This is a genomic window from Streptomyces viridochromogenes, assembly GCF_001270495.1.
Taxonomy (GTDB): Bacteria; Actinomycetota; Actinomycetes; order Streptomycetales; family Streptomycetaceae; genus Streptomyces; species Streptomyces viridochromogenes_A.
The window spans coordinates 1-22482 of record NZ_LGUR01000196.1; the positions used below are offsets into that span (position 1 = coordinate 1).

Consider the following 22482-nt stretch of genomic DNA (forward strand, 5'->3'; position numbering starts at 1 on the left):
GGGGTGGGGGGTGGGCACTGAACGGATTCCTTCCCACGCGCAAGACACAGAAGTTCCGATCACCGAAAAGGACCGGGCGACTACCTCTTCGGCACCAGCGCGGGGAGCACGAATTCACCAACGCCCATCCGCCCCGGTTTCCCCGGAACGCATGAGCCCCGGCCTTTTCCACCCCCCACGGGTAGTTCACCCTTGCACAGCAAACGGATGGCCAACAAGACACTCGGGCAACATCCGCACCTTTGAAAGAAAGTCAGATGCCGCGGCAACTCTCCACACCTGCGTGAGCTTTCACCATTCACTGCACCCCGTGTGAAACTCACGCACACGCCGGAGCACCACGCACGCTCCCCGGCGCGTCCGCGCGCGTAGTCCACTGGAACCGGCCCTCTCGGAAGGCCCCGCGCGGGAACGGCGGCTCTCCCGCGCGTCATGGGCCGCCGACCCCGTTCCTCCCGCCCTCGGTCGGCGGCCCCGGGGCGGGAGGAACGGGGACCGCCACGGGGGTGGCCGGACCCACCGGGCGGCAGGGCTCAGATCTGCCAGGAGCGCAGCCGGTCGGCCGCGCCGTACACGTCGGTCTTGCCGGAGATCAGGTCGCGCGCGAGGTCGACGAGGGCGCCGTACGGCGGGTCGATGCCGACGTCGCTGACGAACATGTAGGCCACCGCGGACGCGCAGGCGAACCGGGCGTTGGCCGAGGGAAGCGGCTTGAGCAGGGCGAGGGTGTGCAGCAGGGCGGCGGCCCGCCAGGCCGGGTCGGAGTCGACGCCCAGGCGGGGCGGATCCACGCGATGGCGGGCGACGGCGGCGACCAGCGCGGAGAAGTCGTTGATCGTGGGCTGGTCCGGCAGGACTTCTTCGTGACGCTGGAGCAGCCAGGGCACGTCGATATGGATGACGGGTGCCATCGGTCAGGCAGCCCGCCCCTCGCCCTTGGCCGACGGTTCGTCGTCGGGAAAGGCCGCCGCGAACTCGTCGGCATGCGACGCGAAGAACCGGCGGAACGCCTCGGCGCCCTCCTGCAACGCCCGGTGTCGCGCTATGTCGGCCGCTGCGGCCTCGCGCACGAGGGCCTTCATCGACGTACCGCGTTCCTTGGCGATCTGCCGCAGGTCCTCAAGCTCGCGGTCGCTGAACTCCACGTTGAGAGCTGGCATGTCTCTCACGGTACCGCTCGGGTACTTGCTCGTAAATACGCGCAGGTCAAGTGTGACGTACGTCGGTACCAGGAGGCTAAGGAACGACCTGCGCGGCGTGCCGCCACCCGCTGCTGCTCGCTGCCGCACATGCGCTTCACCACCGAGACGTGGGTCACATTCACCCCAGGGATGTCACATTCCGGCCCTCGGCGGGCCTCGCAGTTATGAGCGCGCACTGGGAGGCCACCGCATGTCCGACACCCCCGTACCCGTCACCGACGACGCGACCGGCGTCTTCGTCGAGCATCGCGAGCTGATGTTCGGCGTCGTCTACAACATGCTCGGCAGCGTCGCCGACACCGAGGACGTCCTCCAGGAGACCTGGCTGTCGTGGACGGCCCACAACGCGGGCGCGCCGCTCGACGGGGTCGACAACCCGCGGGCGTATCTCGTGCGGATCGCCGTGAACCACGCGCTGACACGGCGGGCCGCGATCAGCCGCCGACGGGAGACGTACGTCGGCCCGTGGCTGCCGGAGCCGCTGGTCGCGGTCGACGAGGGCGACGGCGCCGAGGACCCCGCCCTGCGCACCGAGTCCGTGTCGCTGGCGATGCTGGTCGTCCTGGAGTCGCTGTCTCCGCTGGAACGCGCGGTGTTCGTGCTGCACGAGGTGTTCGGGTACGCGCACCCGGAGATCGCGGAGATCATCGACCGCAGCCCGGCTGCCGTACGGCAGCTGGCGCATCGCGCGCGGGGGCACGTGCACGCGCGGCGGCCGCTGTACGAGGCGCATCCGCGGGTACGGCGGGAGGCGACCGAGCGGTTCGTGCGGGCCGCGGTGGGCGGGGACATCGCCGCGCTGATGGAGGTCCTGGCACCCGACGTCACGGTGTGGACGGACGCCGGCGGCAAGCGGAAGCCGGCGGCACTGCGGCCCGTCCACGGCCGGGACAAGGCGCTCCGGTTCTTCGGGGCGTACGGGAAGAAGGGTGGTGCGGGCCAGCTGGAGCTGCGCTACCGGCGGGTCAACGGTGACGACGCGGTGGTGCTGTTCCAGGGCGGGGAGCCGTACGCCGTCCTGGTCCTGGATCTCACGCCGGACGGTGACCGGGTGTGCGGTGTCTATGTCGTCAGCAACCCCGACAAGCTGACGCACGTGCGCCGGGAGGAGGCGTGAGCGCCCGGGAGCTGCCCGGGCCCGGCCGGGGCGAGCGGGTCGCGGACTTCTTCGACGGGCGTCTCGGCATCCACTCCCTCGGCCGGAAGTACCTGCGCAAGGTCTTCCCGGACCACTGGTCTTTCCTGCTCGGCGAGATCTGCCTGTACAGCTTCGTCGTCCTGATCCTGACCGGCGTGTACCTCACCTTCTTCTTCCATCCGTCGATGAACGAGGTGACGTACCACGGCAGTTACCTCCCCCTCAACGGCGTCCGCATGTCCGAGGCGTACGCGTCCACGCTGGACATCAGCTTCGACGTGCGGGGCGGGCTGCTGATGCGGCAGCTGCACCACTGGGCGGCACTGGTCTTCGTCGCCGGGATGCTCACGCACATGATGCGGCACTTCTTCACGGGGTCGTTCCGCAAGCCTCGGGAGATCAACTGGCTGTTCGGCTGGTCCCTGCTGTTCCTCGGCCTGTTCGAGGGTCTCTTCGGCTATTCACTGCCGGACGACCTGCTGTCGGGCACGGGCCTGCGGTTCGTGAACGGCGCGCTGCTGTCGGTGCCGATCGTCGGGACGTATCTGTCGATGTTCCTGTTCGGCGGGGAGTTCCCGGGCCATGACATCGTGGCCCGCTTCTACTCCCTGCACATCCTGGTGATTCCCGGCATCATGGCGGCGCTGGTCGTGGCGCACGTCCTGCTGGTCGTCTACCACAAGCACACCCAGTTCGCGGGCCCCGGCCGCACCGAACGCAACGTCGTCGGCGCCCCGTTCATGCCGGTCTACCTGGCGAAGGCCGGCGGCTTCTTCTTCCTGGTCTTCGGCGCGCTCACGCTCATGGCGGCGGTGGCCTCGATCAACCCTGTCTGGTCGTACGGCCCTTACCGCGCCGACCAGGTCTCCACGGGCGCCCAGCCCGACTGGTACCTGGGCTTCGCCGAGGGACTGGTGCGCGTCATGCCGGGCTGGGAGATCACCCTGTGGGGCCACACGCTGGTCCTCGGGGTGCTGATCCCGGTCGTCATCTTCCCGCTGCTGCTGGTCTTCATCGGCGTGTATCCCTTCCTGGAGGCCCGGGTCACGGGCGACAAGAGCGAGCACCACCTCCTCGACCGCCCCCGCAACCGCCCCGTCCGCACGGGGATCGGCGCGGCCTGGATCAGCCTCTATCTGATCCTCCTGGCGGGCGGCGGCAACGACATCGTGGCGACCAGGCTCCATCTGTCGATCAACACGGTGACCTGGGCGATCCGCGTCGCGGCGCTCGTCGTCCCGCTGATCGTGTTCGACGTCACCCGCCGCGTCTGCCTCGGACTCCAGCTCCAGGACAGGGAGCGGGTGTTGCACGGCCGGGAGACCGGTCTGATCAAACGGCTTCCGCACGGCGAGTACGTCGAGGTGCACCAGCCGCTGGACCAGGCCGCGCTGCACACCCTGACCGCTCACGAGCGGCCGGGCCGACTCGTGGAGCACGAACCGCGGAGTGACCAGTAGGTGGCCTGTCACCGAACACCGGGTACACGGGCCGTGTATTCCTGACATGCCCTACAACCTCCGGTGATGTCCCGGGTGTCACACCCATGCCGGACCACCACCACGCGGTCCCGGCACGACAACGGACCTCTTCACCAACGGAGTTCACGTGCGCATGCGCTCACTGGCCGCTCGACCGACCGCCGTCGCCGTCCTCACCCTGCTCACCGGCGCGCTGGTCGCACCGTCCGCCCACGCGGCGGACCGCGACTACACCATGACCCTCACCAGCTCCACCGCCACCACCGACTTCGCCGACCGGACGGTCGACCTGGCCGGGACGCTGACCCGGCCGGACGGAACGCCCGCCGCGGACACCCCGGTCCAGCTCGAACAGTCCGTCCTGTTCGACACCTGGAACCCCTGGGGCGACCCCATCGACCCGACCGAATGGGAGACCCGCAGCCTGGGCACCGTCCGCACCGACGCCGAGGGACGGTTCACGCTCGACGACGTCCCGGCGGACCGCTGGGACGACCGGCCCAGCCCCTACCTCTCCCCCCGCCACGAGGTGCAGTTCCGCGCCATGTACGACACGGACCCCACCGACGGCCAGATGGCCTTCGCGGACACCGCCGTGAGCGTCGAGCCGGTCGCGAGCTCCCTGTCCTACCGGGTCAGCAGGGTCGTCGTGCACCCCGGCGCCGGCCTCACCGTCACCGGCAAGGTCACCTGGCCCGCCGGGCACGGCCCGGTCGCCGGGACCCGGGTCTACCTGCGGCAGTACTTCGAGAGCGAGTACAACGCGCAGACCACCACGGACGCCGACGGCAACTTCACCATCAACACCAGGATCCGGGCGTACGACCACGAGTTCGTGCTCTTCTCGGCCCCCAAGGACTACTACGTTGCGGGCGCGAGCAAGGTGCTCCCGGTGAAGAACATCACCCGGTAGCCGCGGCCGGCCACCGCCGACGAGCCCGCCACCGCTCTCCGCGCCGACGGGCTCGTCAGGGTCTGCCTATCCCTGGCCTGCCACGAAGGAGGCCATCCGGGTCAGCGCGGAGTTCCAGTTGACCGTGTGTTCGTTGGTCGACCAGGACTGGATGTCGTCGATGTAGCAGAACTGACCGACGCAGCCCTGGAGTTTGCTCTGTGCGTAGGGATCCTGAATGCTCGAGTTCGGCCCGCCGGCGAGCGTGCCGACCGGCGGGTTGGGCTGGCTCGGGTCGAGCTGGTGGGCGTACCAACGGGCATGCTGGTTACGGGAGTTGACCTCTCCGTAGCCGGTCACGTACGAGATGTTCAGCGCGTTGCGCCCGAGGAGGTAGTCCATGCTCTGCAACGCGCCGTCACGGTACTTCGAGGCACCCGAGATGTCGTACGCGGTGGCGATGACGACGGCGTTGTGCAGGATCTGGTGGTTGGAACCCCAGTCGTAGAGGTTGCCCTCGGGGGCGTACGGCATCCCGTACGGCTGTGACTTCAGGGTTGCCAGGTAGCGGTCCGCGCCCTTGATCACGGACTGGCGCACCTTGTCCCGGCCGGGCAGCCCGCTCGGCACGGTCGCCAGGTCGAGCCGGGCGGCGGCCGCCGTCCTGGCCCAGTCGTAGCCGAGGGCGCCGAAGATGTCGGCCGTGTGGACGGGCGAGTTGAGGACGTGGTCCGCGAACTCCTTCTCACCTGTGCTGAGATACAGCTCGGCCGCCGCCCAGTAGAACTCGTCGGTGACGTTGTTGTCGGCGTAGGTGCCGCCGCCGATGCCGTCGCTCTCGGAGGCGTAGCGGTCGGGGTGCGCGAGCGCCGCCGACCACGCCGTGCGGGCGGCCGCCAGCGTCTTCGCCGCGAATCCCTTGTCGTACGGCTTGTACAGGCGTGCCGCCTGCGCGGCCGTCGCCGCCAGGTTCAGGGTCGCCGCGGTGGACGGAGGGTGCAGTTCGCGCTTCTGCGGGTCGTCGCTGGGCAGCAGCGGCAAGCCCGTCCACTGCTCGTCGTGGATCTTGTGGTGCGCCATGCCGGCCAGCGGCTGCCCCGCCGGCACCTGCATCTTCAGCAGGAACTCCAGCTCCCAGCGGACCTCGTCCAGGATGTCCGGCACCTTGTTGCCGCTCTCCGGGATGGCGAGGGTGCCGTCGCCCAGCTTCCTCGGTTCCCCGGTGCGGGCGAGCGTCTCACGCTCGTACGTGCTCAGCAGTTCCCACACCGAGATGCCGCCGTTGACGACGTACTTGCCGTGGTCGCCGGCGTCGTACCAGCCGCCCGTCACATCGAGGGTGTAGTCGCACACGCCGGGCTGACACGGCACGTCGCCGTCACCCTGGTTGGGCGCGACGTCGACATGTCCGGCGGGGCGGGCGTAGCCCGGGCGCAGGTCGTCGCGGATCGCGATGCCGCTGCGCTGTGTGTAGTAGTACTTCACGGCGTCCAGGCGCAGCCGCTCATAGGCGGCCGTCCCGATGTCGAAGGGGCGGCTCGCCTCCCCGTCGGCGACCAGCGTGAAGTCCTTGCCCTGCTTGCGGTAGGCGCCGAAGTCGATGGCGTGGACGTTCTGCGCGGAGGACGCGTCGGTGCCGCGCGGCACGGTCCGGCCGTGGGCGACCACGGCGCCGGAGGCGTCCTTCAGCTGCCAGGGCAGCTTCTCGGTGGCGTCGGTGACCAGGGTGGCGTTCTTCGGCCCGGCGGGCAGATAGGCGACCTGGTTCACACGCACCCGCGGCCCGGTGTCGGGCTCGTACACCTCGGGCGGGACCCCGCCCAGCAGCGAGACGTCGTCCATGCAGAAGCGCCACGCGTCCGCGCTGCCGCCGAGCTGGAAGGCGACCTGCCCCTGCGGGGTGTCGACGGGCGAGGTGAAGGTGTACGCGTACGAGTTCCCGGAGACGCTCAGTTCCGGCGTCACCTCGAAGTAGGTGTCGTACGGCGCCGCCGACAGTCCGACGATCGCCCGCACGACGTGCCCTTCGGGCGTGCCGTCCGCGGTGAAGGAGAACCGGTACGACTCCCCCTTCACCAGGGCGATGTCGTTCTGGCCGACGGCGGCGTCCCAGCGGTTGGTGGTGCCGCCGGGCACGTCGGCACAGAGCTGCCCGCCGGACAGGCCCGCGGTGACGTTGCTGCTCGCCCACCACGGGTCGGTGGTGGTGTCGAAGGTGCCGTTCTTCAGCTGCTCGACTTCTTCGGCGCCGGCCGGTGTGGCCGGGAGCGCGGTGAGGCCCGCGGCCAGCAGGGCCGTCAGGGTCAGCAAGGTGGTTCTGCGTCGTTTCACGTCTGGGCTCCTCGGGGGAGGGGCGGGTTACGCTCGGGGTGGGAGCGCTCCCAGAGGCGGACGCAGCCATGGTTGTTGGCGACATGACACTACGTCAACGGTCCGGACGGTCGTGTTCGGCTGCGGCGCCGTTGTGGCTGGTCGCGCCCACGCGGCGGTAGCGCAATATCGAAACAGCCCCGCGCCCCTTCGAGGGCGCGGCCGGACCCGGCGTCCGGACCGTGACGTGGCTCAGGTGGCCGGTGCCTCCAGCTTGCTGATGCGTATCGCCCCTCGGGGCTCCCCCGGGTGGGCACTGGTCAGGGTCAGTCGCAGCCGGGAGCCTCGTACCGCGTCGAAGGTGATGATGGTCGGCGCGTCGGAGGCGGTGGCCCAGCCCACGGACGCGCCCTCTACCGGCACGTACCGTCGGCCGTCCCACACCTCGGCCACGACCGACGCGGGCAGCGTGTGCGTGGCGTCCACGGTGAAGGAGACCTCCGCCCGGTCGATGGTCCGCGCCCGCCCGAAGTCCACGCAGACCCAGTCCTCCACCCTGGCCCCGTCGAAGGCCGGCAGCAGGGCCGTGGCCGACTTGAGGAAGCCGTTCGACCAGCCGGTGGCCGGGTCGCCGTCGAGCATGGCGGCGGGGAGGGTGTCGGGGCGGCCGGAGTAACTGGCGTCCGCATAGGGGTAGTTGGTCGGCGCCGGGTGGTCCGGCTCGAACTCCGCGGCCGGGGTGAGCGCTGCCGAACGGGCGGGAGACGTCCGCACGGTCACGCTGCCCCTCCGCAGGCCCTCGGCCCGTGCGGTCACCTTCAGGGCACCCGCCTTCGTACCGGACCGTACGATCGCCAGTGCCTTGCCGCAGAAGGCCGTACGCGTACTGGCCTGGTAGCGCTCGGCGCTCTCCTCCCGTCCGTTGTCGAGCCCGGCGAGCGAGCCGCCCGTCACCTCGAAGGTGATCAGGTCCTCGGCGTCGGGCACCACCACACCCCGGGCGTCGACGACCTCGGCGGTCACGAAGACCAGTGAACGGCCGTCGGCGGCAAGGGACTCGCGGTCGGCGCTCAGCCGTACGGCCCTCGGCGCACCGGCCGTGCGCAGTACGTCGGTGGCGACCGCCTTGCCGCCCCTGCGGGCCACCGCCTTCAACTCACCTGCCCGGTACGGCACTTTCCAGGTCAGATGAAGCTTGCCCGCGCTGCCGTTCGGGCTGGTGTAGCTGCCGGGGTAGGGGCCGTCGGTGAAGGTCTTGTCGTCGCCGGTCGCCTCGGTCGTCTCCAGGTAGGCCCGGCCGTCGACGGTCTTCTTGGTGTCGAAGGTCCGGGTGCCGAGGGACCTTCCGTTGAGGAACAGCTCGACGGTGTCGACGTTGGAGTACGCCCACACCTCGACCGTGTCGCCCTCCCGGTGGTTCCAGGTCATCGGCAGCAGATGGACCATCGGCTCGCCGACCCACTGGCTCCGGAACAGGTGGTACATGTCCTTCGGGAAGCCGGCCGTGTCGACCGCGCCGAAGAAGGACGCCTTCACCGGGAAGACGTCGTACGGGGTGGGCTCGCCGATGTAGTCGATGCCGGACCACAGGAACTGCCCGGCGAACCACTTCCGGTCCCGGTCCTTCTTGTGCCCGTACTCGCCGCTCATGGTCCAGGAGGCGAGGTTGTTGTCGTACGACGAGGTCGCGCGCTTGCCCGGGGTGTGGTTCTCGCCGGTGTTGAGGCGCTCGGGCTCCTGGTAGGCGCCGCGGGTGGACGTCTCGGAGGACGACTCGGACTCGAAGAGGAACAGGTGGGGATAGCGGGCGTGCAGGGCGTCCACCGACTTGGCGGTGTTGTAGTTGAGGCCGAGGCCGTCGAGTTTGGCCAGGATCAGGTCGCCGGGCGAGCCCGGGGCGGGCACGCTGCGGTGGCGGTGGGAGCCGATGACGACCGGGCGGGTGTCGTCGGAGGCCTTGACGGCGGCGATGAGCCGGTCGGCCATGGCGAGTCCGGAGGTCGAGGTGAACTCGGAGACCTCGTTGCCGATCGACCACACGAGGACGGCGGGCGAGTTGCGGGCCGCCAGCACCATCTCGGTGATGTCCTTGTCGGCCCACTCGTCGAAGAAGCGCCCGTAGTCGTACCGCGTCTTGGGCGAACGCCAGCAGTCGAACGCCTCCACCAGCATCACGATGCCCATCTCCTCGCAGACCTGGATCATCTCCGGCGAGGGCGGGTTGTGGGAGGTGCGGAAGGCGTTGACGCCCATCGACTTCATGATGGCCATCTGCCGCCGGATCGCGTCGATGCTGACGGCGGCGCCGAGGGCACCCAGGTCGTGGTGGAGGTCGACGCCCTTGATCTTGCTGTAGGTGCCGTTGAGGTGGAAGCCGTCGTCCGGGTCGAAGCGGAAGGTGCGGAAGCCGAAGGCGGTGCGGTAGGTGTCGGTGGTCCGGCCGCCGACGCGCAGTTCGGTCTTCAGGGTGTAGCGGTGGTGCGGGGTCTCGAAGTCCCACAACCTGGGCCTCGGGACCGTGAGTTCATGGGTCTCGGTGGCCCGGTCGGTGACGGGGACCGTGGAGGACGTACGGGCGACCGTGCGGCCGTCGGGACCGACGATCCGCGAGACGACCTCGACGTCCGTGCCGCCGCCGGAGGTGTTCACCACCGAGGTCCGGACCCGGACGACGCCCCGCTCCTCGGTGATCTCCGGCGTCGTGACGTACGTACCCCAGCGCTGAACGTGCACCGGCTCGGTGACGACGAGGCGGGCCTCGCGGTAGATGCCGCTGCCCGAGTACCAGCGGCTGCTGGGCAGGCGGTTCTGCACCTTGACCGCGAGCACGTTCTCAGTGCTGCCGTCGGTGTGCACGAGGTCGGTGAGGTCGAGGGCGAAGCCGGTGTAGCCGTAGGGGTGGCGGCCGACCTCCCTGCCGTTGCAGTAGACGTAGGAGTCCATGTAGACGCCGTCGAACTCCACCGATATGCGCTTGCCCGCGAGGGCGGGCGGCAGGGTGAAGGCGAGGCGGTACCAGCCGAGGCCGCCGGGGAAGAAGCCGGTGCCGCTGGTGGTGCCGTGCTCGGTGGTCGGGGCGAACTCGATGCTCCAGTCGTGCGGCACCGCGACCTCGCGCCATCCGGAGTCGTCGTGGCCGGGGTCGGCGGCATCGGCGTACTGCCCGGTCGGGTCGGTGATGCCCCCCGGGTTCACCAGGGCGAAGCGCCAGCCGTCGCGCAACGCGACCGTGCGGCGGCCGGACGCGGCATCGGCCGCCCCGGCGACCTCCGCGGCCCGTGCCGTCGAGGTACTCAGCAGTGCTCCGGCCGCCGGGGCGGCCGTGGAGGCGAGCAGTAACGATCTTCGAGTGACTGTCATGGCGCCGGCTCTCCCTCATCAGGGCCCAGAAGTACTCACAACTGATCGTGAACAAACAGATTCTGACGGTGAGGGATGCGGAGCAGTCAAGAGTGCGCCCGAGAGTTCCGGTACGGATGGGTCGCCGAAGCACTAGGCTGGAGCCCGAGTGTCACGCTTGATCACCGTGAGTGTGCGCGTTGGAGTGGCGAGCATGAGCCCGGAGTATCCGTTCGACGAGGCCGCGACGGCCCGGGCGGTCATCGACGACAGCGGCGAACTCGTCGAGTGGAACGCCGGCGCCGAGCGGCTGCTGGGCCACCGGGCCGCCGAGGTCGTGGGGCGCCCGGCCGTGGATCTGCTGGCCGACGAGGAGGGACGCCCCGCCCCGCGGGGCGACCGCTGGCACGGCATCCTCACGCTGCGCCGCCGCGACGGGGGCACGGTCTCCGTATGGCTGCTCGCCCACCGTCTGCGGCCCCAGGGCGCAGGGCCCCACCACTGGCTCGTGGTCACACCGCTGGAGGGGGACGGCCCACGGCTGCCCGACGATCCGCTGGACAGCGTCGGGCTCCTCGCGTCGCCCTGCGCCATCGCGATCTACGACGAGCGGCTTCGACTGCACAGGATCAACCCGGTCATGGCGGAGGTCCTCCAGCTGTCCGAGGAGCATGTGCGGGGTCTACGGGCATCGGAGCTGACCGGCAGACGGCAGAGCGTCGACATCGAACGGCACCTGCTGCGCGTGCTCACCACGGGCCGCGGCACCGACGTACGGACCTACGTTCCGGTCGGCGGCGACAGAACGCACGCCTGGCTGGCCCGCCTGGCCCCGATCACCGACGCCAGGGGGCGGGTGCGCGGCGTGTCCGTCGCCGCGCACGACTTCACCGAGCAGTACCTCGCCCAGGAGCGGCTGCAACTGGTGAACGAGGCGAGCGTCCGCATCGGCACCACCCTCGATGTCACACGGACGGCACAGGAGCTGGCGGACATCTGTGTCCCCGCGCTCGCCGACTTCGTCAGCGTCGACCTGCTGGACCCCCTGGAGCACGACGGCGAGGCACTCACCGGCCGGCTCACCGCCCCGTTCGGCCTGCGCCAGACCGCCCACCGGTCGGTCAACACCGGCAGCCCCGAAGCCGTGGTCAAGCCGGGACATGTCGATGTGTATCCCACCCCCTCGCCGCAGGCGGACGCGCTGCTGGCCGGCCACACCCTCGTCGCGTCGACCGCGACCGGCGACCTCGCGCAGTGGCTCTCCTGGGATCCGGCACGGGCCGAGCGGATCCAGGAGTACGGCATCCACACCACCATGTCGGTGCCGATCCAGGCCCGCGGCACCACCCTCGGCGTCGCCGTACTCACCCGGTTCGAGAACCCCGAGCCGTTCACGCCCGACGACGTGCTGCTGGCCGAGGAGATCACGGCCCGCGCCGCCGTCTGTATCGACAACGCCCGCCGCTACTCCCGCGAACGCGAGACCGCCCTCGCCCTCCAGCGCAGCCTGCTGCCCCGGTCCCTGCCGCGCACCGCCGCGCTCGAAGCGGCCTCGCGCTATCTCCCGGCGGCGCGCTCCGATGTGGGCGGTGACTGGTTCGACGTGATCCCGCTGTCCGGGATGCGGGTGGCGATGGTCGTCGGGGACGTCGTCGGGCACGGCATCCAGGCCTCGGCCACCATGGGTCGGCTGCGCACCGCCGTGCGCACCCTGGCCGACATCGACCTCGCGCCCGACGAACTGCTCACCCACCTCGACGACCTGGTCGTCAGGCTGTCCGAGGAGGCGGGCACCGACGGCGTCTCGGGGGAGGTCGGCGCCACCTGTCTGTACGCGGTGTACGACCCGGTCTCCCGGCGCTGCACGATGGCCCGGGCCGGACACCCCTCGCCCGTCATGGTGCCGCCCGGCGGCGCCCCGCGGGAGATCGAGCTGCCGGCCGGACCGCCACTGGGCCTGGGCGGGCTGCCCTTCGAGTCGGCCGAGGTCGAGCTGCGCGAGGGCACGGTGCTCGCCCTCTACACCGACGGACTGGTCGAGACCCGCGAGCGGGACGTCGACGCCAGCCACGCGCTGCTGTGCGACGCGCTGTCGGCGTTCTCCGACTCGCTGGACGAGACGTGCGACCGCGTCCTGCACGCCCTGCTCCCGCCGTCCGGCGCCGCGGACGACGTGGCCCTGCTGCTGGCCCGCACCCAGGGGCTGCCGTCCTCCCGGGTGGCGACCTGGGACATCCCGGCGGACCCCGCGCTCGTCGCGCCCATCCGCAAACAGGTCCTGGAGCAGCTCGGCGTATGGAGTCTGACCGAGGCGTCGTTCACCGCCGAGCTGGTGGTCAGCGAGCTGGTCACCAACGCCATCCGCTACGGCATCCACCCCATCCGGCTCCGGCTGATCCATGACACGGCGACGCTGATCTGCGAGGTGTCCGACACCAGCCACACGGCACCGCACCTGCGCCGCGCCAAGACCTTCGACGAGGGTGGCCGCGGACTGCTGCTGGTCGCTCAGCTGACCCAGCGCTGGGGCAGCCGGCACACGGCGGACGGCAAGACGATCTGGGCGGAGATCGGGCTCCTCGACGAGGAGTGAGTACGCGGCGGAAAAGCGGTGAGTAGCCGGCGGAAAAGCGGGGAGTCGTGACAGACATGGGACGTGCACGGACCTTCCACTCCTTACACCGGGTGACTCCCCTCGTGACCGCCGTGGCGCTGCTGGGCCTGCTGGCCGCGTGCGACGGCGGTGCCGACTCCACGGGCGCCGCACGGACACCGGCCGCCACGAGCGGCCGTACGACCGGTTCGGCCACGGCGGACACCGGGAGCCCCACGACCGGGCCGGACACGACCGGACCGGGTACCGCTGACACCGTCGGCACCGAGAGCCCGGTGACCCAGTCGGGCGCCGCCGCCCCGCGCTGTCGTACGTCCGAGCTGCGCGCGTCGATCGGACGCCCCAGTCCGGGGGCCGGACAGCGGAACTTCCCGATCGTGCTGACCAATACGGCCGACCGCGTCTGCACCGTCCGCGGCTATCCGGGTGCCGCCTTCGTCGACGCGTCCGGCAAGCAGCTCGGACCGGATCCGAAGCGCTCCCCCGACACGCCCACGACCGTCACGCTGGCCCCGGGCCGCAGCGCCTGGGCCGGGCTGTCCTTCGCCAGCCCCGAGATCAGCGGTGCTCGTACCGCCCTGCCGACGGCGCTGCTCGTGACGCCGCCCGACGAGCGGGATCCGCTCAAGGTGACCTGGACGGCCGGTGAGGTGCCGGTGGCCGGGAACGAGTCCGCGGTGCGCCTGACGGTTGTCCAGCCCGGCACCGGCGGCTGATCGGTCCGGTCAGCCGCGGCCGCGACCGCCGTATCCGTAACCGCCGTAACCGCCGTAACCGCCGTAACCGTCACCCCCGTACCCGTACCCGCTCCCGTACCCGCCGTCGGACCCGTTCTGGCCGTCCCAGGAGCAGGAGTACGGGTTGGAGTAGCAGGACGCGTCGGTCGGGGACGGGCTCGTGGCCGTCGGCTGCGGCGCCGGGGTGGTGGACGGTGTCGGCGTGCGGGTCGGCGTCTTCGACGGTTCAGGGGTGGGGGTCGGGGTCGGCGTGTTCGCCGCCTCCGCCTTCGAGTCCCAGTTGACGACCTCCAGCTGGAGTTCCGTCTTCGACGTGTCGATAACCCAGTGCTGGGCCTCGGTGTCGTCCTCGCGGCTCTTGAGGACCAGGGCGCCCGAGCCGTCGGTGGCGGCGGGGCTCAGGGCCAGGTCCTGGTTGAAGCGCGGCACCAGGGTGCCCTGGAGGGTGAAGTCGTAGCGGACGTTCTTGGTCTCGGAATCGGCGGCACCCTTGCACGGGGCCAGCCGGACCGAGTACCCGAGGTGGGAGTCGAGGCAGAGATCGGGGTTCGCCGCGCTGCGCACCAGCCCGTCGGTCTCGTACGACCACTGCTGGCCGGGCGCCGAGGAGCACTTGGTGAGTTCGGTCTCGGCGTCCTTGACGGCCTTTGCGCCGACGATGCCGACGCACAGCCCGGACCCGATGTTGTGCAGCCGCCCCCGCAGCTCGCCCTTCGCGGCCTCGGCGGCGCCCGCCCAGGACGGGTTGCTGGTGGCGGATCCCGCGTCGGCGCCAGGGTCGGCGTCGGGTGCCTCGGTGGGGCGGTCGTTCGCGGTCGGAGCGGACCCCTCGTCGGATCCGCCCGCTGACCAGATGACCAGCGGCACCACGACCAGGGCGCTGACGGTCGCCACGGCCGCGGTGAGGTTGCGGCGCCGGGAGGCACGGCGGGCGGCCTTGAGGGCCGCGCGACCGGAGCAGGTGCGGTCGGCGCCGGTGGGTGGGGCCGTGGTGGCGTCGGTCTGCCGGGCGGACCGACGGGCGGCCCGGCGTCCGGCGCGGGGGCCCGTCCCCGCGGGGGAGCCGCCGGACGCCGCGGCGGCGAAGGACTCGCCTGCGGGGGCGAAAGGCGGACCGGCGGGCGCGGGTATCTCCCCGCTGGAGGCGAAGGCCGCCGCCCCAGGGGCGAAGCCATCACTCGCAGGAGCGGGGGCATGTGCCGGAGGGGGCGGGACATCCGCCGGAGGGACGAAGTCGGCGGCGTCGGAGAAGAACGACTCGCCCGCGATCGGCGCGGCGGATTCCGGGGCCGGCGGCGCCTCGGCCGGCGCCTCGGCCTGGCGCGCTCTCGCGTCCAGGTAGGGTCTCGCGCCCCAGCCCAGCACGGCCTCGGCCAGTGCGACGCCGAGCCCTTGGTTGAAGAAGGTCAGCTGGTCGGCGGTGTCACTGCAGTGCCCGCAGCGCTCCAGGTGCTCGCGCAGGTCGGGGTCCACGTCGACGCCGCCGCGGCGGTAGGTGACGTCCAGCATCCGCAGGTACTGCCGGCACTCGTGCTCGGGGGCGAGTTCGCGGTGGACCTGGAGGCACTCCTCGCGCAACCGCTCGCAGGCCCGGCCCAGTTCGACGCGGGCGGACTCCTCGTCGAGGCCGAGGAGCCCGGCCGGTACGGCCAGTGGTTCGGCCTCGACCTCGGTGTGCCACAGCAGACAGCGGGCCGCCTGGGGAAGCCGCTGGAAGGCTCCGGTCAGCAGCCGCCGGTTCGCCGGGGGCAGCAGTCGGGCGGCGACGCGTTCCGCGCCCTCCGTCTCGGACCGCAACTCGGGGTGGAGCAGCTCGCGCCTGTGGTCGGTGTCCCACTCGGCGGCGATCCGGCGCACGGTGACGAGCAGTTGGGGGCGCCACGCGGCCGTCGGACCGGTCTGCCGCAGGGTTTCGCCGAAGAGCCGGGTGAAGGCCGCGGTGGTGAGCATGCCCGCGGACCGGGCATCGGCGGTGCACAGCCGTGCGTAGGCGAAGCCCGCTTCCCAGTGCCGGTCGAGAAGTTCACCGACGGGGTGCAGCGCCGGTGTCACCCCCGTCCACTTCTTCAGTTCGGCGCTCAGTTGAGCGTCCGTCACATCGAAGAGGCGGGCGTCGTCAGGCGAATTCGACAGGCCTGCGTCAGGCACGACGGTATTCCTCCGGAGGGCATTCGGCATTGAAGGTCCATACCAAGGGGTATGCTCCGGGCGCGGCTCTTGTGAAGCCTGGGGCACTGGGGAGCGAGGCACACCTTTTCACAGGTCAGGGGCAGAGAACAAGCGATTCCGGTTTTTGTGCATTGCGTGCGCGACGCTCACCGTTTGACGAATGGTCAATAGCAGTCCGCGGCGATTACGGCATATCAGCGGGGGCAATTGGAAATGGTATCCACTCAGCTCCGCCAGAGCGCGAGCGAAAACCATTGAACGGCCGATCTCCGACTTTCATGCCTGGTCATACGGACGTACGGACCTTCACCCCGCCTTCACAAGTCATGCGCCAACCATTGGACCGCTCCCCCGGTACGCGCCCGGCGGCCTCCCGTACCGCTCACGGAACACACGGTTGAAGTGAAAAGGACTCACGAACCCCGAGGCCGCTGCCACGCGTTCCACGGACAGGTCGGTGCTCTCCAGCAACCGGGCGGCGTGCCGCAGACGTGCCTCGCGCAGCACGCGCATCGGTGACTGCCCGAGCTGCCGGGTGAAGAGGTGGGCGAACCGGGAGGGCGAGAGCGCGACATGCTCGGCGAGCGAGCGCACGGTGTGCGGTGCGGCCGGGTCGGCGGCCATCAGCGCCTCGGCCCGGCGCACCCGGGCGTCGATGCCGGGCCGGGGCGGCTGGGCCCGTGCGGTGCCGGCGGTGAGCAGGACGACCTCCTCCAGTGAGCACAGGGCGAGTTCACGGGCCGCGGTGCCATGGGCCACGGCGACCGCGTCGCCCCCCGGCGCCGTCGCGGGCGGCGCCTCGGTGCCCGTCCAGCGGGCGTCGGCGAGCATCCGGCGAAACGCCGCCTCGACGCGGCCGTGCACCGAGTCCGGCGTCGGCGTGACGACGTACATCCCCTCCCCGGCGTCGTACGGACGCAGCCAGGACCGCCACGAGGTCCGCGCCTGGCAGTGCGCCCACCAGAACCGCCAGTGCCGCGCTCCCGGATCCACTGCGTAGCCGTGCGGAACGCCCGGCGCGAGCACCACCAGGTCCCCCGCCCCGGCCGTCGCCTCGGCGCTCCCGTGCCACAGCCGGCCCCGCCCACCGGTCGTCCACGTGAACAGCCAGCTGTCGGCGCCCCGCGGCCGGCTGATCCCGTACGTCGGCGGCTGGTCGAAATGCCCGACCACGACCAGGCCGGGCGGTGGTGCGGGCACACCGGGCGCAGCAGTCCCGGGCAATCCGTCAGCGCTCACAGTCATCCTCCTGGGACGTGCGTCGGCCTAGCGTGGTCCGGAGAGGACACCTGACCGAGGAGTGGACACATGACAGCCGACATGACAGCCACGGGCATGGGCGCCACCGGCACTCCCATCCTGCCCGAGACCTGGCTCAGCCGGTTCCGCGAGGACGGGTTCACCGTCGCACGCGGGCTGTTCGGGGGCGACGAGATCGACCGGTTGTGCGATCGGTTCGCGGCGCTGCACGCGGCCGGGCCCGTGCCCGGGCACTTCGAGCCGCGCCCGTCGGACAGCGACCCGCTGCACGCGTACCCGAGGGTGATGCAGCCGCACGAGTTCGACGAGCTGTCACTGCGGGTGCTGCTGGACTCCCGGCTGCGCGGCGTGCTGGAGGCGCTGCTCGGGGAGGAGGTGCTGGCCGCGCAGAGCATGTTCTACTTCAAGCCGCCCGGTGCCCGGGGGCAGGCGCTGCACCAGGACAACTTCTATCTGCGGGTCGAGCCGGGCACGTGTGTGGCGGCGTGGATCGCCTGCGATGTGATCGACCGGGACAACGGCGGACTCGAAGTCGTCCCCGGCACCCATGAGATGGACCTGTTCTGCCCGGAACTGGCGGACGCCGAGGTGTCCTTCGCGCGGGAGTTCGTTCCGCCGCCGCCCGGTCTGGTGGCCGTACCCGTGGACATGGAACCGGGAGACGTTCTGTTCTTCAACGGGAGCCTGGTGCACGGGTCGCAGCCGAACCGTACGGTGGATCGTTTTCGGCGGTCGTTCATCGGGCACTACGTGGGGCGTTCGACCGAGCGGATCGGGGCGTACTACCGGACGGTGTCGATGAGCGGTGATCGTGTGCCGTTGGGCGAGAGCGAAGGGGCGGGGCCGTGCGGCAGCGAGTTCGCGCCCTACGGGCCCCACTGAGTTGTCGGCTGCGGGTGCGTCGTGGCCGGTCGCGTGAGGAAGGGGCGTTTCAGTGGCCGATGACCGGGTGGGGGCTGTATGGCTGCTGTAGCTCCTCCAACTCCTTGTCGGTGAGCCGGAGTTCGACCGCCGCCGTCGCGTCCTCGATGTGGTGCGGCTTGGCGGCGCCGATGATCGGGGCCGCCACCGTGTCCTGGTGGAGCAGCCAGGCGAGGGCGACCTGGGCGCGTGAGACGCCGCGTTCCTCGGCGACGCGGGTGACGGCCTCGACGACGACGCGGTCGTTGTCGGCGTAGAGACGGCTGCCGAAGTCGTCGCCGGCGCTGCGGTCGGTGACCGTGCCCCAGTCCCGGGTGAGCCGGCCGCGGGCGAGCGGGCTCCAGGGCAGCACGCCGACGCCCTGGTCGGCGCAGAGCGGGAGCATCTCGCGCTCCTCCTCGCGGTACAGGAGGTTGTAGTGGTTCTGCATCGAGACGAACCTGGTCCAGCCGTGCCGCTCGGCCGTGTACTGCATCTTGGAGAACTGCCAGGCGTACATCGAACTCGCCCCGAGATAGCGGACCTTGCCCGCCTTGACCAGGTCGTGGAGGGCCTCCATGGTCTCCTCGACCGGGGTGTGCGGGTCGAAGCGGTGGATCTGGTAGAGGTCGACGTAGTCGGTGCCGAGGCGGGCGAGGCTGTGGTCGATCTCCGTCATGATGGCCTTGCGGGAGAGTCCGGCGCCGTTGGGGCCGGGCCGCACCCGGCCGTGCACCTTCGTCGCGAGCACGATCTCGTCCCGGCGGGCGAAGTCGCGCAGCGCCTTGCCGACGATCTCCTCACTGGTGCCGTCGGAGTAGACGTTGGCGGTGTCGAAGAAGTTGATCCCGGCGTCCAGGGCCTGCCGGATCAGCGGTCGTGAGGCCTCCTCGTCGAGGGTCCACTCGTGCACGCCACGGTCGGGGAGCCCGTAGGTCATACAGCCCAGACAGATCCGCGACACGTCCAGGCCCGTCGAACCGAGCTTCACGTACTGCATCGTTGCTGCTCCTGCCTTCGGGGTGGGGTACCAGTGGAGCCTACGGCGCTCAGTGGCGGTCCAGCAGGTCGAGCGCGCGCTCCCAGCCGAAGTCCGGCCGGACACCGTCCTCCCCCGCCGCGCCGGTGTACGGCTCGCCGAAGCGCACGCCCATCCCGCGCAGCCGTATCAGGCTGTCCTGGTAGGCGGGATGGGCGGCCAGCGCGTCGGCCACGCAGGGCAGGACGGCGATGGGGACGCCGAGGCCGTACGCCTCGCACAGGGTGCCCAGGGCGAGGGTGTCGGCGATGCCGGCGGCCCACTTGTTGATCGTGTTGAAGGTGGCCGGTGCGACGACGACGGCGTCCGGCGGCGGGAAGGGGCGGGGATCGGCGGGCGTGCGCCAGGCCGAGCGGATCGGGCGGCCGGTGAGGGCCTCGACGGCGGCGGTGTCGAAGAAGCCGTTCATGGCGACCGGTGTCGCGATGACGCCGACCTCCAGGTCCCGCTCCTGCGCGGCCGTGATCAGCTTGCTGACGTCCGCGGCGATCCCGGCGGCGCAGACGACGACGTAGAGGAAGGACTTCCGGGCCTGTTGGGTCACCCGGGAACACTACTCAACGGCTTCAACCGGTCTGACTCAACGGGTTCGACCTGCCTAGCGCACCGGGAAGGACAGCCCGCGCTCGTTCTCCGGGCGCGGCCCGAAGATACGGCGCTCCTTCTCCTCGATCGGTACGTCGTTGATGCTCGCCTCGCGCCGGGTCATCAGCCCGTGCGCGTCGAACTCCCACAACTCGTTGCCGTACGACCGCCACCAACGCCCGTCGGTGTCCTGGCACTCGTACTGGAAGCGGACCGCGATGCGGTTGCCGTCGAAGGCCCACAGGTCCTTGCGCAGCGCGTACTCCTGCTCGCGCGCCCACTTGGCGGTGAGGAACGCGACGATCTCGGCGCGGCCGGTGACGAAGGTGTCGCGGTTGCGCCACACCGAGTCCTCCGAGTAGGCGAGCGCCACCTTGTGCGGGTCGCGGGTGTTCCAGGCGTCCTCGGCGGCCTGCACCTTCCGTGCGGCGCTCTCGCGGGTGAACGGCGGCAGGGGCGGGCGGTCGGTCATGTCATCCTCCGGGGCCGGAACGGCGGTGCGGGCGAGCGGAGAACGTGCGTTCTCCGCCTTGGCTGCTACCGTAGGAGAACGCTCGTTCTCGCGTCAAGGAGTGGTCGTACATGGACAGCGCAACCGCCCGGGAGCAGGCACTGGACGCCGCGGAGAAGCTGTTCTACGGGCGCGGCATCCAGTCCGTCGGCATGGACGACATCCGGGGCGCGTCCGGCGTCTCGCTGAAGCGGCTCTATCAGCTCTTCCCGGCGAAGGAGCAGCTCGTCGTGGCGTATCTGGAGCGGCGCGACGTGCGCTGGCGTGGGCAGCTCGCCGCGTACGCGGAGCGGCAGCCGGACCCCGGGCGGCGGATCCTCGCCGTCTTCGACTGGCTGGAGGAGTGGTTCGCCGAGGAGGACTTCCGCGGGTGCGCCTGGATCAACTCGTACGGCGAGCTCGGCGCCCGGTCGGAGCGGGTGGCCGACCAGGTCCGGGCGCACAAACAGGCGTTCCGCGACTACCTCGCCTCACTGGTGACCGCGGCAGGGCTCCCCGACGCGCTGACCGGGCCGCTGTTCCTGCTGGCCGAGGGCGCGATGGTGACGGCGGGCATAACCGGCGGTACGCGACCGGCGGCGGAGGCAAGGGAGGCGGCGCGGTCGCTGGTGGCGGCGCGCTGAGATCGGGCGGGCGGACCCGGCATCGGATGCGGGCCCGCCCGGCGCTGGGGTGAATCGAGCGAGGTGGTCGAGCGGGGTGTCCGGCGTCAACTCCCCGTTTCCGACACGGTGATGGCGCTGACCGGGCAGGCCCGGACGGCCTCCCGCACCATCGGGTCGCCGCCGCCGTCCTCGCGGCCGGGCAGCAGGGCGCTGAAGCCGTCGTCGTCCTGGGTGAAGACGGACGGGGCGACCAGAGCGCACTGGCCGGCGCCGACGCAGAGGTCGTGGTCGATGTCGATGTGCGTTTCGTGTGATTCGCGCGTTTCGTTGTGCATGACCGGAGCCTCTTACCAGGTCACGGGGAGTTCCAGCATCCCCTGGATCGTGTCGCCGGGTTTGAAGGGGATTTCCTCCGCAGGGACGGCAAGGCGCAGGGTGGGCAGGCGGTCGAAGAGGGTGCGCAGGGCGATCTCCATCTCGGCCCGGGCCAGGTTCTGGCCGAGGCACTGGTGGATGCCGAAGCCGAAGCCGACGTGGTGGCGGGCCGAGCGATGCCAGTCGAGGGTGTCGGGGTCGGGGTAGAGGGACTCGTCGCGGTTGATGACCGAGGTCGAGAAGACCACGCCCTCGCCCGCCCGGATCGTCCCGCCGTCCGTCTCGATGTCCTCGACGGCGACCCGCAGCAGGCCGTCGGCGATCGACAGCATCCGCATGAGCTCCTCGACCGCGGCGGGCAGCAGCGACGGGTCGGCGCGCAACTCGGCCAACCGGTCCGGGTGCTGGAGAAGGGTGTAGGTGCCCAGGGAGATCATGTTGGCGGTCGTCTCGTGGCCGGCGACCAGCAGGATGGTCGCGAGGGCGATGACCTCCTCCTGGTCCAGCTCACCCGCGCGCAGTTGCTGGTGGACGAGTTCGTCCAGGACGCCGTCGCCGGGCTCCGGCTGCTTCCGCTTGCGGTCGATCAACTCGGCGAAGTACGCCTCCAACCGGTCGCGGGCGGCCATGGTGTCGGCGGCCGTCGGGCCGCGCAGCAGGCGCCGCGACTGCTCCTCGAAGAAGTCGTGGTCGGCATAGGGGACGCCCAGCAGGGCGCAGATGACCATCGAGGGAACGGGCAGGGCGAAGTCGTTCACCAGCTCGGCGGGCGCTCCGTGGGCGATCATCGCGTCCAGCCGTTCGTCCACGATCCGCTGGATCTCGGGGCGCAGCTCGACGGCACGCCTCAGCGTGAAGCTGGGAACCATCATCCGGCGCTGGACCCGGTGTTCGGGGTCGTCGACGCTCAGCAGCGCGCCTTTGCGCATGCGGAGACCCGCGAACCGTGCGGTGGTCGCGGGGAAGTCGGGCCGGGTGCGGTCGGAGGACAGCCGTCCGTCGGCCAGCAGGGTGCGGGCGAGAGCATGTCCGGTGACCAGCCAGACCGGTCGGCCGTCGTAGAGGGAGATCCGGGCCAGCGGGCGCGCGTCACGCAGGCGGTCGTAGGCCGTGGGCGGGTGGTAGGGGCAGGTCCGGCTCTGGGGGAAGACGACGGTGTGCGGTTCCGTCATGTCCGTCATGGAAGACCTCGCAGACGAAGAGTGCGTCGTGCCGATCTTCATTAGATGCCTCAGGCATCTAGGGGGCGACGCCAAGTTCGGCCAGATCAGGCGCACGGACAATCTGGCCGGGGATCGTCGCACAGAGCTTCGGTCGCGGGGCGT

At 70.8% G+C, this 22482-nt stretch carries 18 protein-coding genes; 7 read left to right on the forward strand and 11 right to left on the reverse strand.

Annotated features, from left to right (window positions below):
• Nucleotides 1-533 precede the first annotated feature (533 nt).
• A complete protein-coding gene (locus ADK36_RS19840) occupies nt 534-911 on the reverse strand; it encodes a hypothetical protein (protein WP_030046047.1) in 378 nt (125 codons plus the stop codon).
• Nucleotides 912-914: 3 nt separating this feature from the next.
• Nucleotides 915-1160 carry a hypothetical protein gene (locus tag ADK36_RS19845; RefSeq protein ID WP_048578995.1) on the reverse strand — a complete coding sequence of 82 codons (246 nt, stop codon included), beginning with the start codon at nt 1158-1160 and terminating at the stop codon, nt 915-917.
• Nucleotides 1161-1392: 232 nt separating this feature from the next.
• Between ADK36_RS19845 and sigJ the strand changes: the two genes are divergently transcribed.
• From sigJ to ADK36_RS19860, 3 genes are all read left to right on the forward strand, one after another.
• Nucleotides 1393-2319 carry an RNA polymerase sigma factor SigJ gene (gene sigJ, locus ADK36_RS19850; RefSeq protein ID WP_053198484.1) on the forward strand — a complete coding sequence of 309 codons (927 nt, stop codon included), beginning with the start codon at nt 1393-1395 and terminating at the stop codon, nt 2317-2319.
• Entirely contained in the window at nt 2316-3800 is a 1485-nt protein-coding gene (locus ADK36_RS19855) for a cytochrome b (RefSeq protein ID WP_048578997.1), read from the forward strand. Before sigJ ends, ADK36_RS19855 begins: the two co-directional genes overlap by 4 nt.
• 154 nt (nt 3801-3954) lie before the next feature.
• A complete protein-coding gene (locus ADK36_RS19860) occupies nt 3955-4734 on the forward strand; it encodes a hypothetical protein (protein ID WP_048578998.1) in 780 nt (259 codons plus the stop codon).
• A gap of 66 nt (nt 4735-4800) precedes the next feature.
• Here ADK36_RS19860 and ADK36_RS19865 read toward each other — a convergent pair whose 3' ends face one another.
• Complete coding sequence (locus ADK36_RS19865; protein WP_053198486.1) at nt 4801-7044, reverse strand: glycoside hydrolase family 9 protein; 2244 nt, start codon at nt 7042-7044, stop codon at nt 4801-4803.
• 231 nt (nt 7045-7275) lie between these two features.
• Nucleotides 7276-10383, reverse strand: a complete 3108-nt coding sequence (locus tag ADK36_RS19870) for a glycoside hydrolase family 2 TIM barrel-domain containing protein (protein ID WP_053198488.1) — start codon at nt 10381-10383, stop codon at nt 7276-7278.
• A gap of 193 nt (nt 10384-10576) precedes the next feature.
• Between ADK36_RS19870 and ADK36_RS19875 the strand changes: the two genes are divergently transcribed.
• Both ADK36_RS19875 and ADK36_RS19880 read left to right on the forward strand, forming a co-directional pair.
• Complete coding sequence (locus ADK36_RS19875; RefSeq protein ID WP_053198490.1) at nt 10577-12955, forward strand: SpoIIE family protein phosphatase; 2379 nt, start codon at nt 10577-10579, stop codon at nt 12953-12955.
• A 56-nt stretch (nt 12956-13011) separates the two neighbouring features.
• On the forward strand, nt 13012-13692 hold the full coding sequence (locus ADK36_RS19880) for a DUF4232 domain-containing protein (protein WP_053198491.1): 681 nt from the start codon (nt 13012-13014) through the stop codon (nt 13690-13692).
• A gap of 9 nt (nt 13693-13701) precedes the next feature.
• Here the strand turns inward: ADK36_RS19880 and ADK36_RS19885 are convergent, their stop codons facing one another.
• Nucleotides 13702-15861 carry an RICIN domain-containing protein gene (locus tag ADK36_RS19885; RefSeq protein WP_053198494.1) on the reverse strand — a complete coding sequence of 720 codons (2160 nt, stop codon included), beginning with the start codon at nt 15859-15861 and terminating at the stop codon, nt 13702-13704.
• Nucleotides 15862-16206: 345 nt separating this feature from the next.
• Complete coding sequence (locus ADK36_RS19890; RefSeq protein ID WP_048579003.1) at nt 16207-17127, reverse strand: helix-turn-helix domain-containing protein; 921 nt, start codon at nt 17125-17127, stop codon at nt 16207-16209.
• A 75-nt stretch (nt 17128-17202) separates the two neighbouring features.
• Between ADK36_RS19890 and ADK36_RS19895 the strand changes: the two genes are divergently transcribed.
• A complete protein-coding gene (locus ADK36_RS19895; protein ID WP_078916003.1) occupies nt 17203-18024 on the forward strand; it encodes a phytanoyl-CoA dioxygenase family protein in 822 nt (273 codons plus the stop codon).
• A gap of 49 nt (nt 18025-18073) precedes the next feature.
• On the opposite strand, the gene ADK36_RS19900 is transcribed toward ADK36_RS19895, so the two are convergent.
• Genes ADK36_RS19900 through ADK36_RS19910 form a run of 3 tightly spaced genes read right to left on the reverse strand, consistent with a single transcriptional unit; the run spans nt 18074 to nt 20138 of the window.
• On the reverse strand, nt 18074-19042 hold the full coding sequence (locus tag ADK36_RS19900; protein ID WP_048579004.1) for an aldo/keto reductase: 969 nt from the start codon (nt 19040-19042) through the stop codon (nt 18074-18076).
• A gap of 49 nt (nt 19043-19091) precedes the next feature.
• Nucleotides 19092-19625 (reverse strand): flavoprotein, encoded by a 534-nt coding sequence (locus ADK36_RS19905; RefSeq protein ID WP_048579005.1) that lies wholly within the window; start codon nt 19623-19625, stop codon nt 19092-19094.
• Nucleotides 19626-19679: 54 nt separating this feature from the next.
• Complete coding sequence (locus tag ADK36_RS19910; RefSeq protein ID WP_053198496.1) at nt 19680-20138, reverse strand: DUF1348 family protein; 459 nt, start codon at nt 20136-20138, stop codon at nt 19680-19682.
• Between the two features lie 110 nt (nt 20139-20248).
• Between ADK36_RS19910 and ADK36_RS19915 the strand changes: the two genes are divergently transcribed.
• A complete protein-coding gene (locus ADK36_RS19915) occupies nt 20249-20800 on the forward strand; it encodes a TetR/AcrR family transcriptional regulator (protein WP_053198497.1) in 552 nt (183 codons plus the stop codon).
• 86 nt (nt 20801-20886) lie between these two features.
• Here the strand turns inward: ADK36_RS19915 and ADK36_RS19920 are convergent, their stop codons facing one another.
• Nucleotides 20887-21117: a ferredoxin gene (locus tag ADK36_RS19920; RefSeq protein ID WP_048579008.1), complete on the reverse strand. Its 231-nt coding sequence runs from the start codon at nt 21115-21117 to the stop codon at nt 20887-20889.
• A 12-nt stretch (nt 21118-21129) separates the two neighbouring features.
• Entirely contained in the window at nt 21130-22338 is a 1209-nt protein-coding gene (locus ADK36_RS19925) for a cytochrome P450 (RefSeq protein WP_053198500.1), read from the reverse strand.
• Nucleotides 22339-22482 lie beyond the last annotated feature (144 nt).

Bases quoted from the DNA above. Each gene is read 5' to 3' on its own strand.
- ADK36_RS19860 (WP_048578998.1), top strand. From the start codon at position 3,955: ATGCGCTCACTGGCCGCTCGACCGACCGCCGTCGCCGTCCTCACCCTG.
- ADK36_RS19920 (WP_048579008.1), bottom strand. From the start codon at position 21,117: ATGCACAACGAAACGCGCGAATCACACGAAACGCACATCGACATCGAC.
- ADK36_RS19845 (WP_048578995.1), bottom strand. From the start codon at position 1,160: ATGCCAGCTCTCAACGTGGAGTTCAGCGACCGCGAGCTTGAGGACCTG.
- ADK36_RS19900 (WP_048579004.1), bottom strand. From the start codon at position 19,042: ATGCAGTACGTGAAGCTCGGTTCGACGGGCCTGGACGTGTCGCGGATC.
- ADK36_RS19915 (WP_053198497.1), top strand. From the start codon at position 20,249: ATGGACAGCGCAACCGCCCGGGAGCAGGCACTGGACGCCGCGGAGAAG.
- ADK36_RS19880 (WP_053198491.1), top strand. From the start codon at position 13,012: ATGGGACGTGCACGGACCTTCCACTCCTTACACCGGGTGACTCCCCTC.
- ADK36_RS19840 (WP_030046047.1), bottom strand. From the start codon at position 911: ATGGCACCCGTCATCCATATCGACGTGCCCTGGCTGCTCCAGCGTCAC.
- ADK36_RS19910 (WP_053198496.1), bottom strand. From the start codon at position 20,138: ATGACCGACCGCCCGCCCCTGCCGCCGTTCACCCGCGAGAGCGCCGCA.
- ADK36_RS19870 (WP_053198488.1), bottom strand. From the start codon at position 10,383: ATGACAGTCACTCGAAGATCGTTACTGCTCGCCTCCACGGCCGCCCCG.
- ADK36_RS19925 (WP_053198500.1), bottom strand. From the start codon at position 22,338: ATGACGGACATGACGGAACCGCACACCGTCGTCTTCCCCCAGAGCCGG.
- ADK36_RS19890 (WP_048579003.1), bottom strand. From the start codon at position 17,127: ATGACTGTGAGCGCTGACGGATTGCCCGGGACTGCTGCGCCCGGTGTG.
- sigJ (WP_053198484.1), top strand. From the start codon at position 1,393: ATGTCCGACACCCCCGTACCCGTCACCGACGACGCGACCGGCGTCTTC.
- ADK36_RS19875 (WP_053198490.1), top strand. From the start codon at position 10,577: ATGAGCCCGGAGTATCCGTTCGACGAGGCCGCGACGGCCCGGGCGGTC.
- ADK36_RS19895 (WP_078916003.1), top strand. From the start codon at position 17,203: ATGACAGCCACGGGCATGGGCGCCACCGGCACTCCCATCCTGCCCGAG.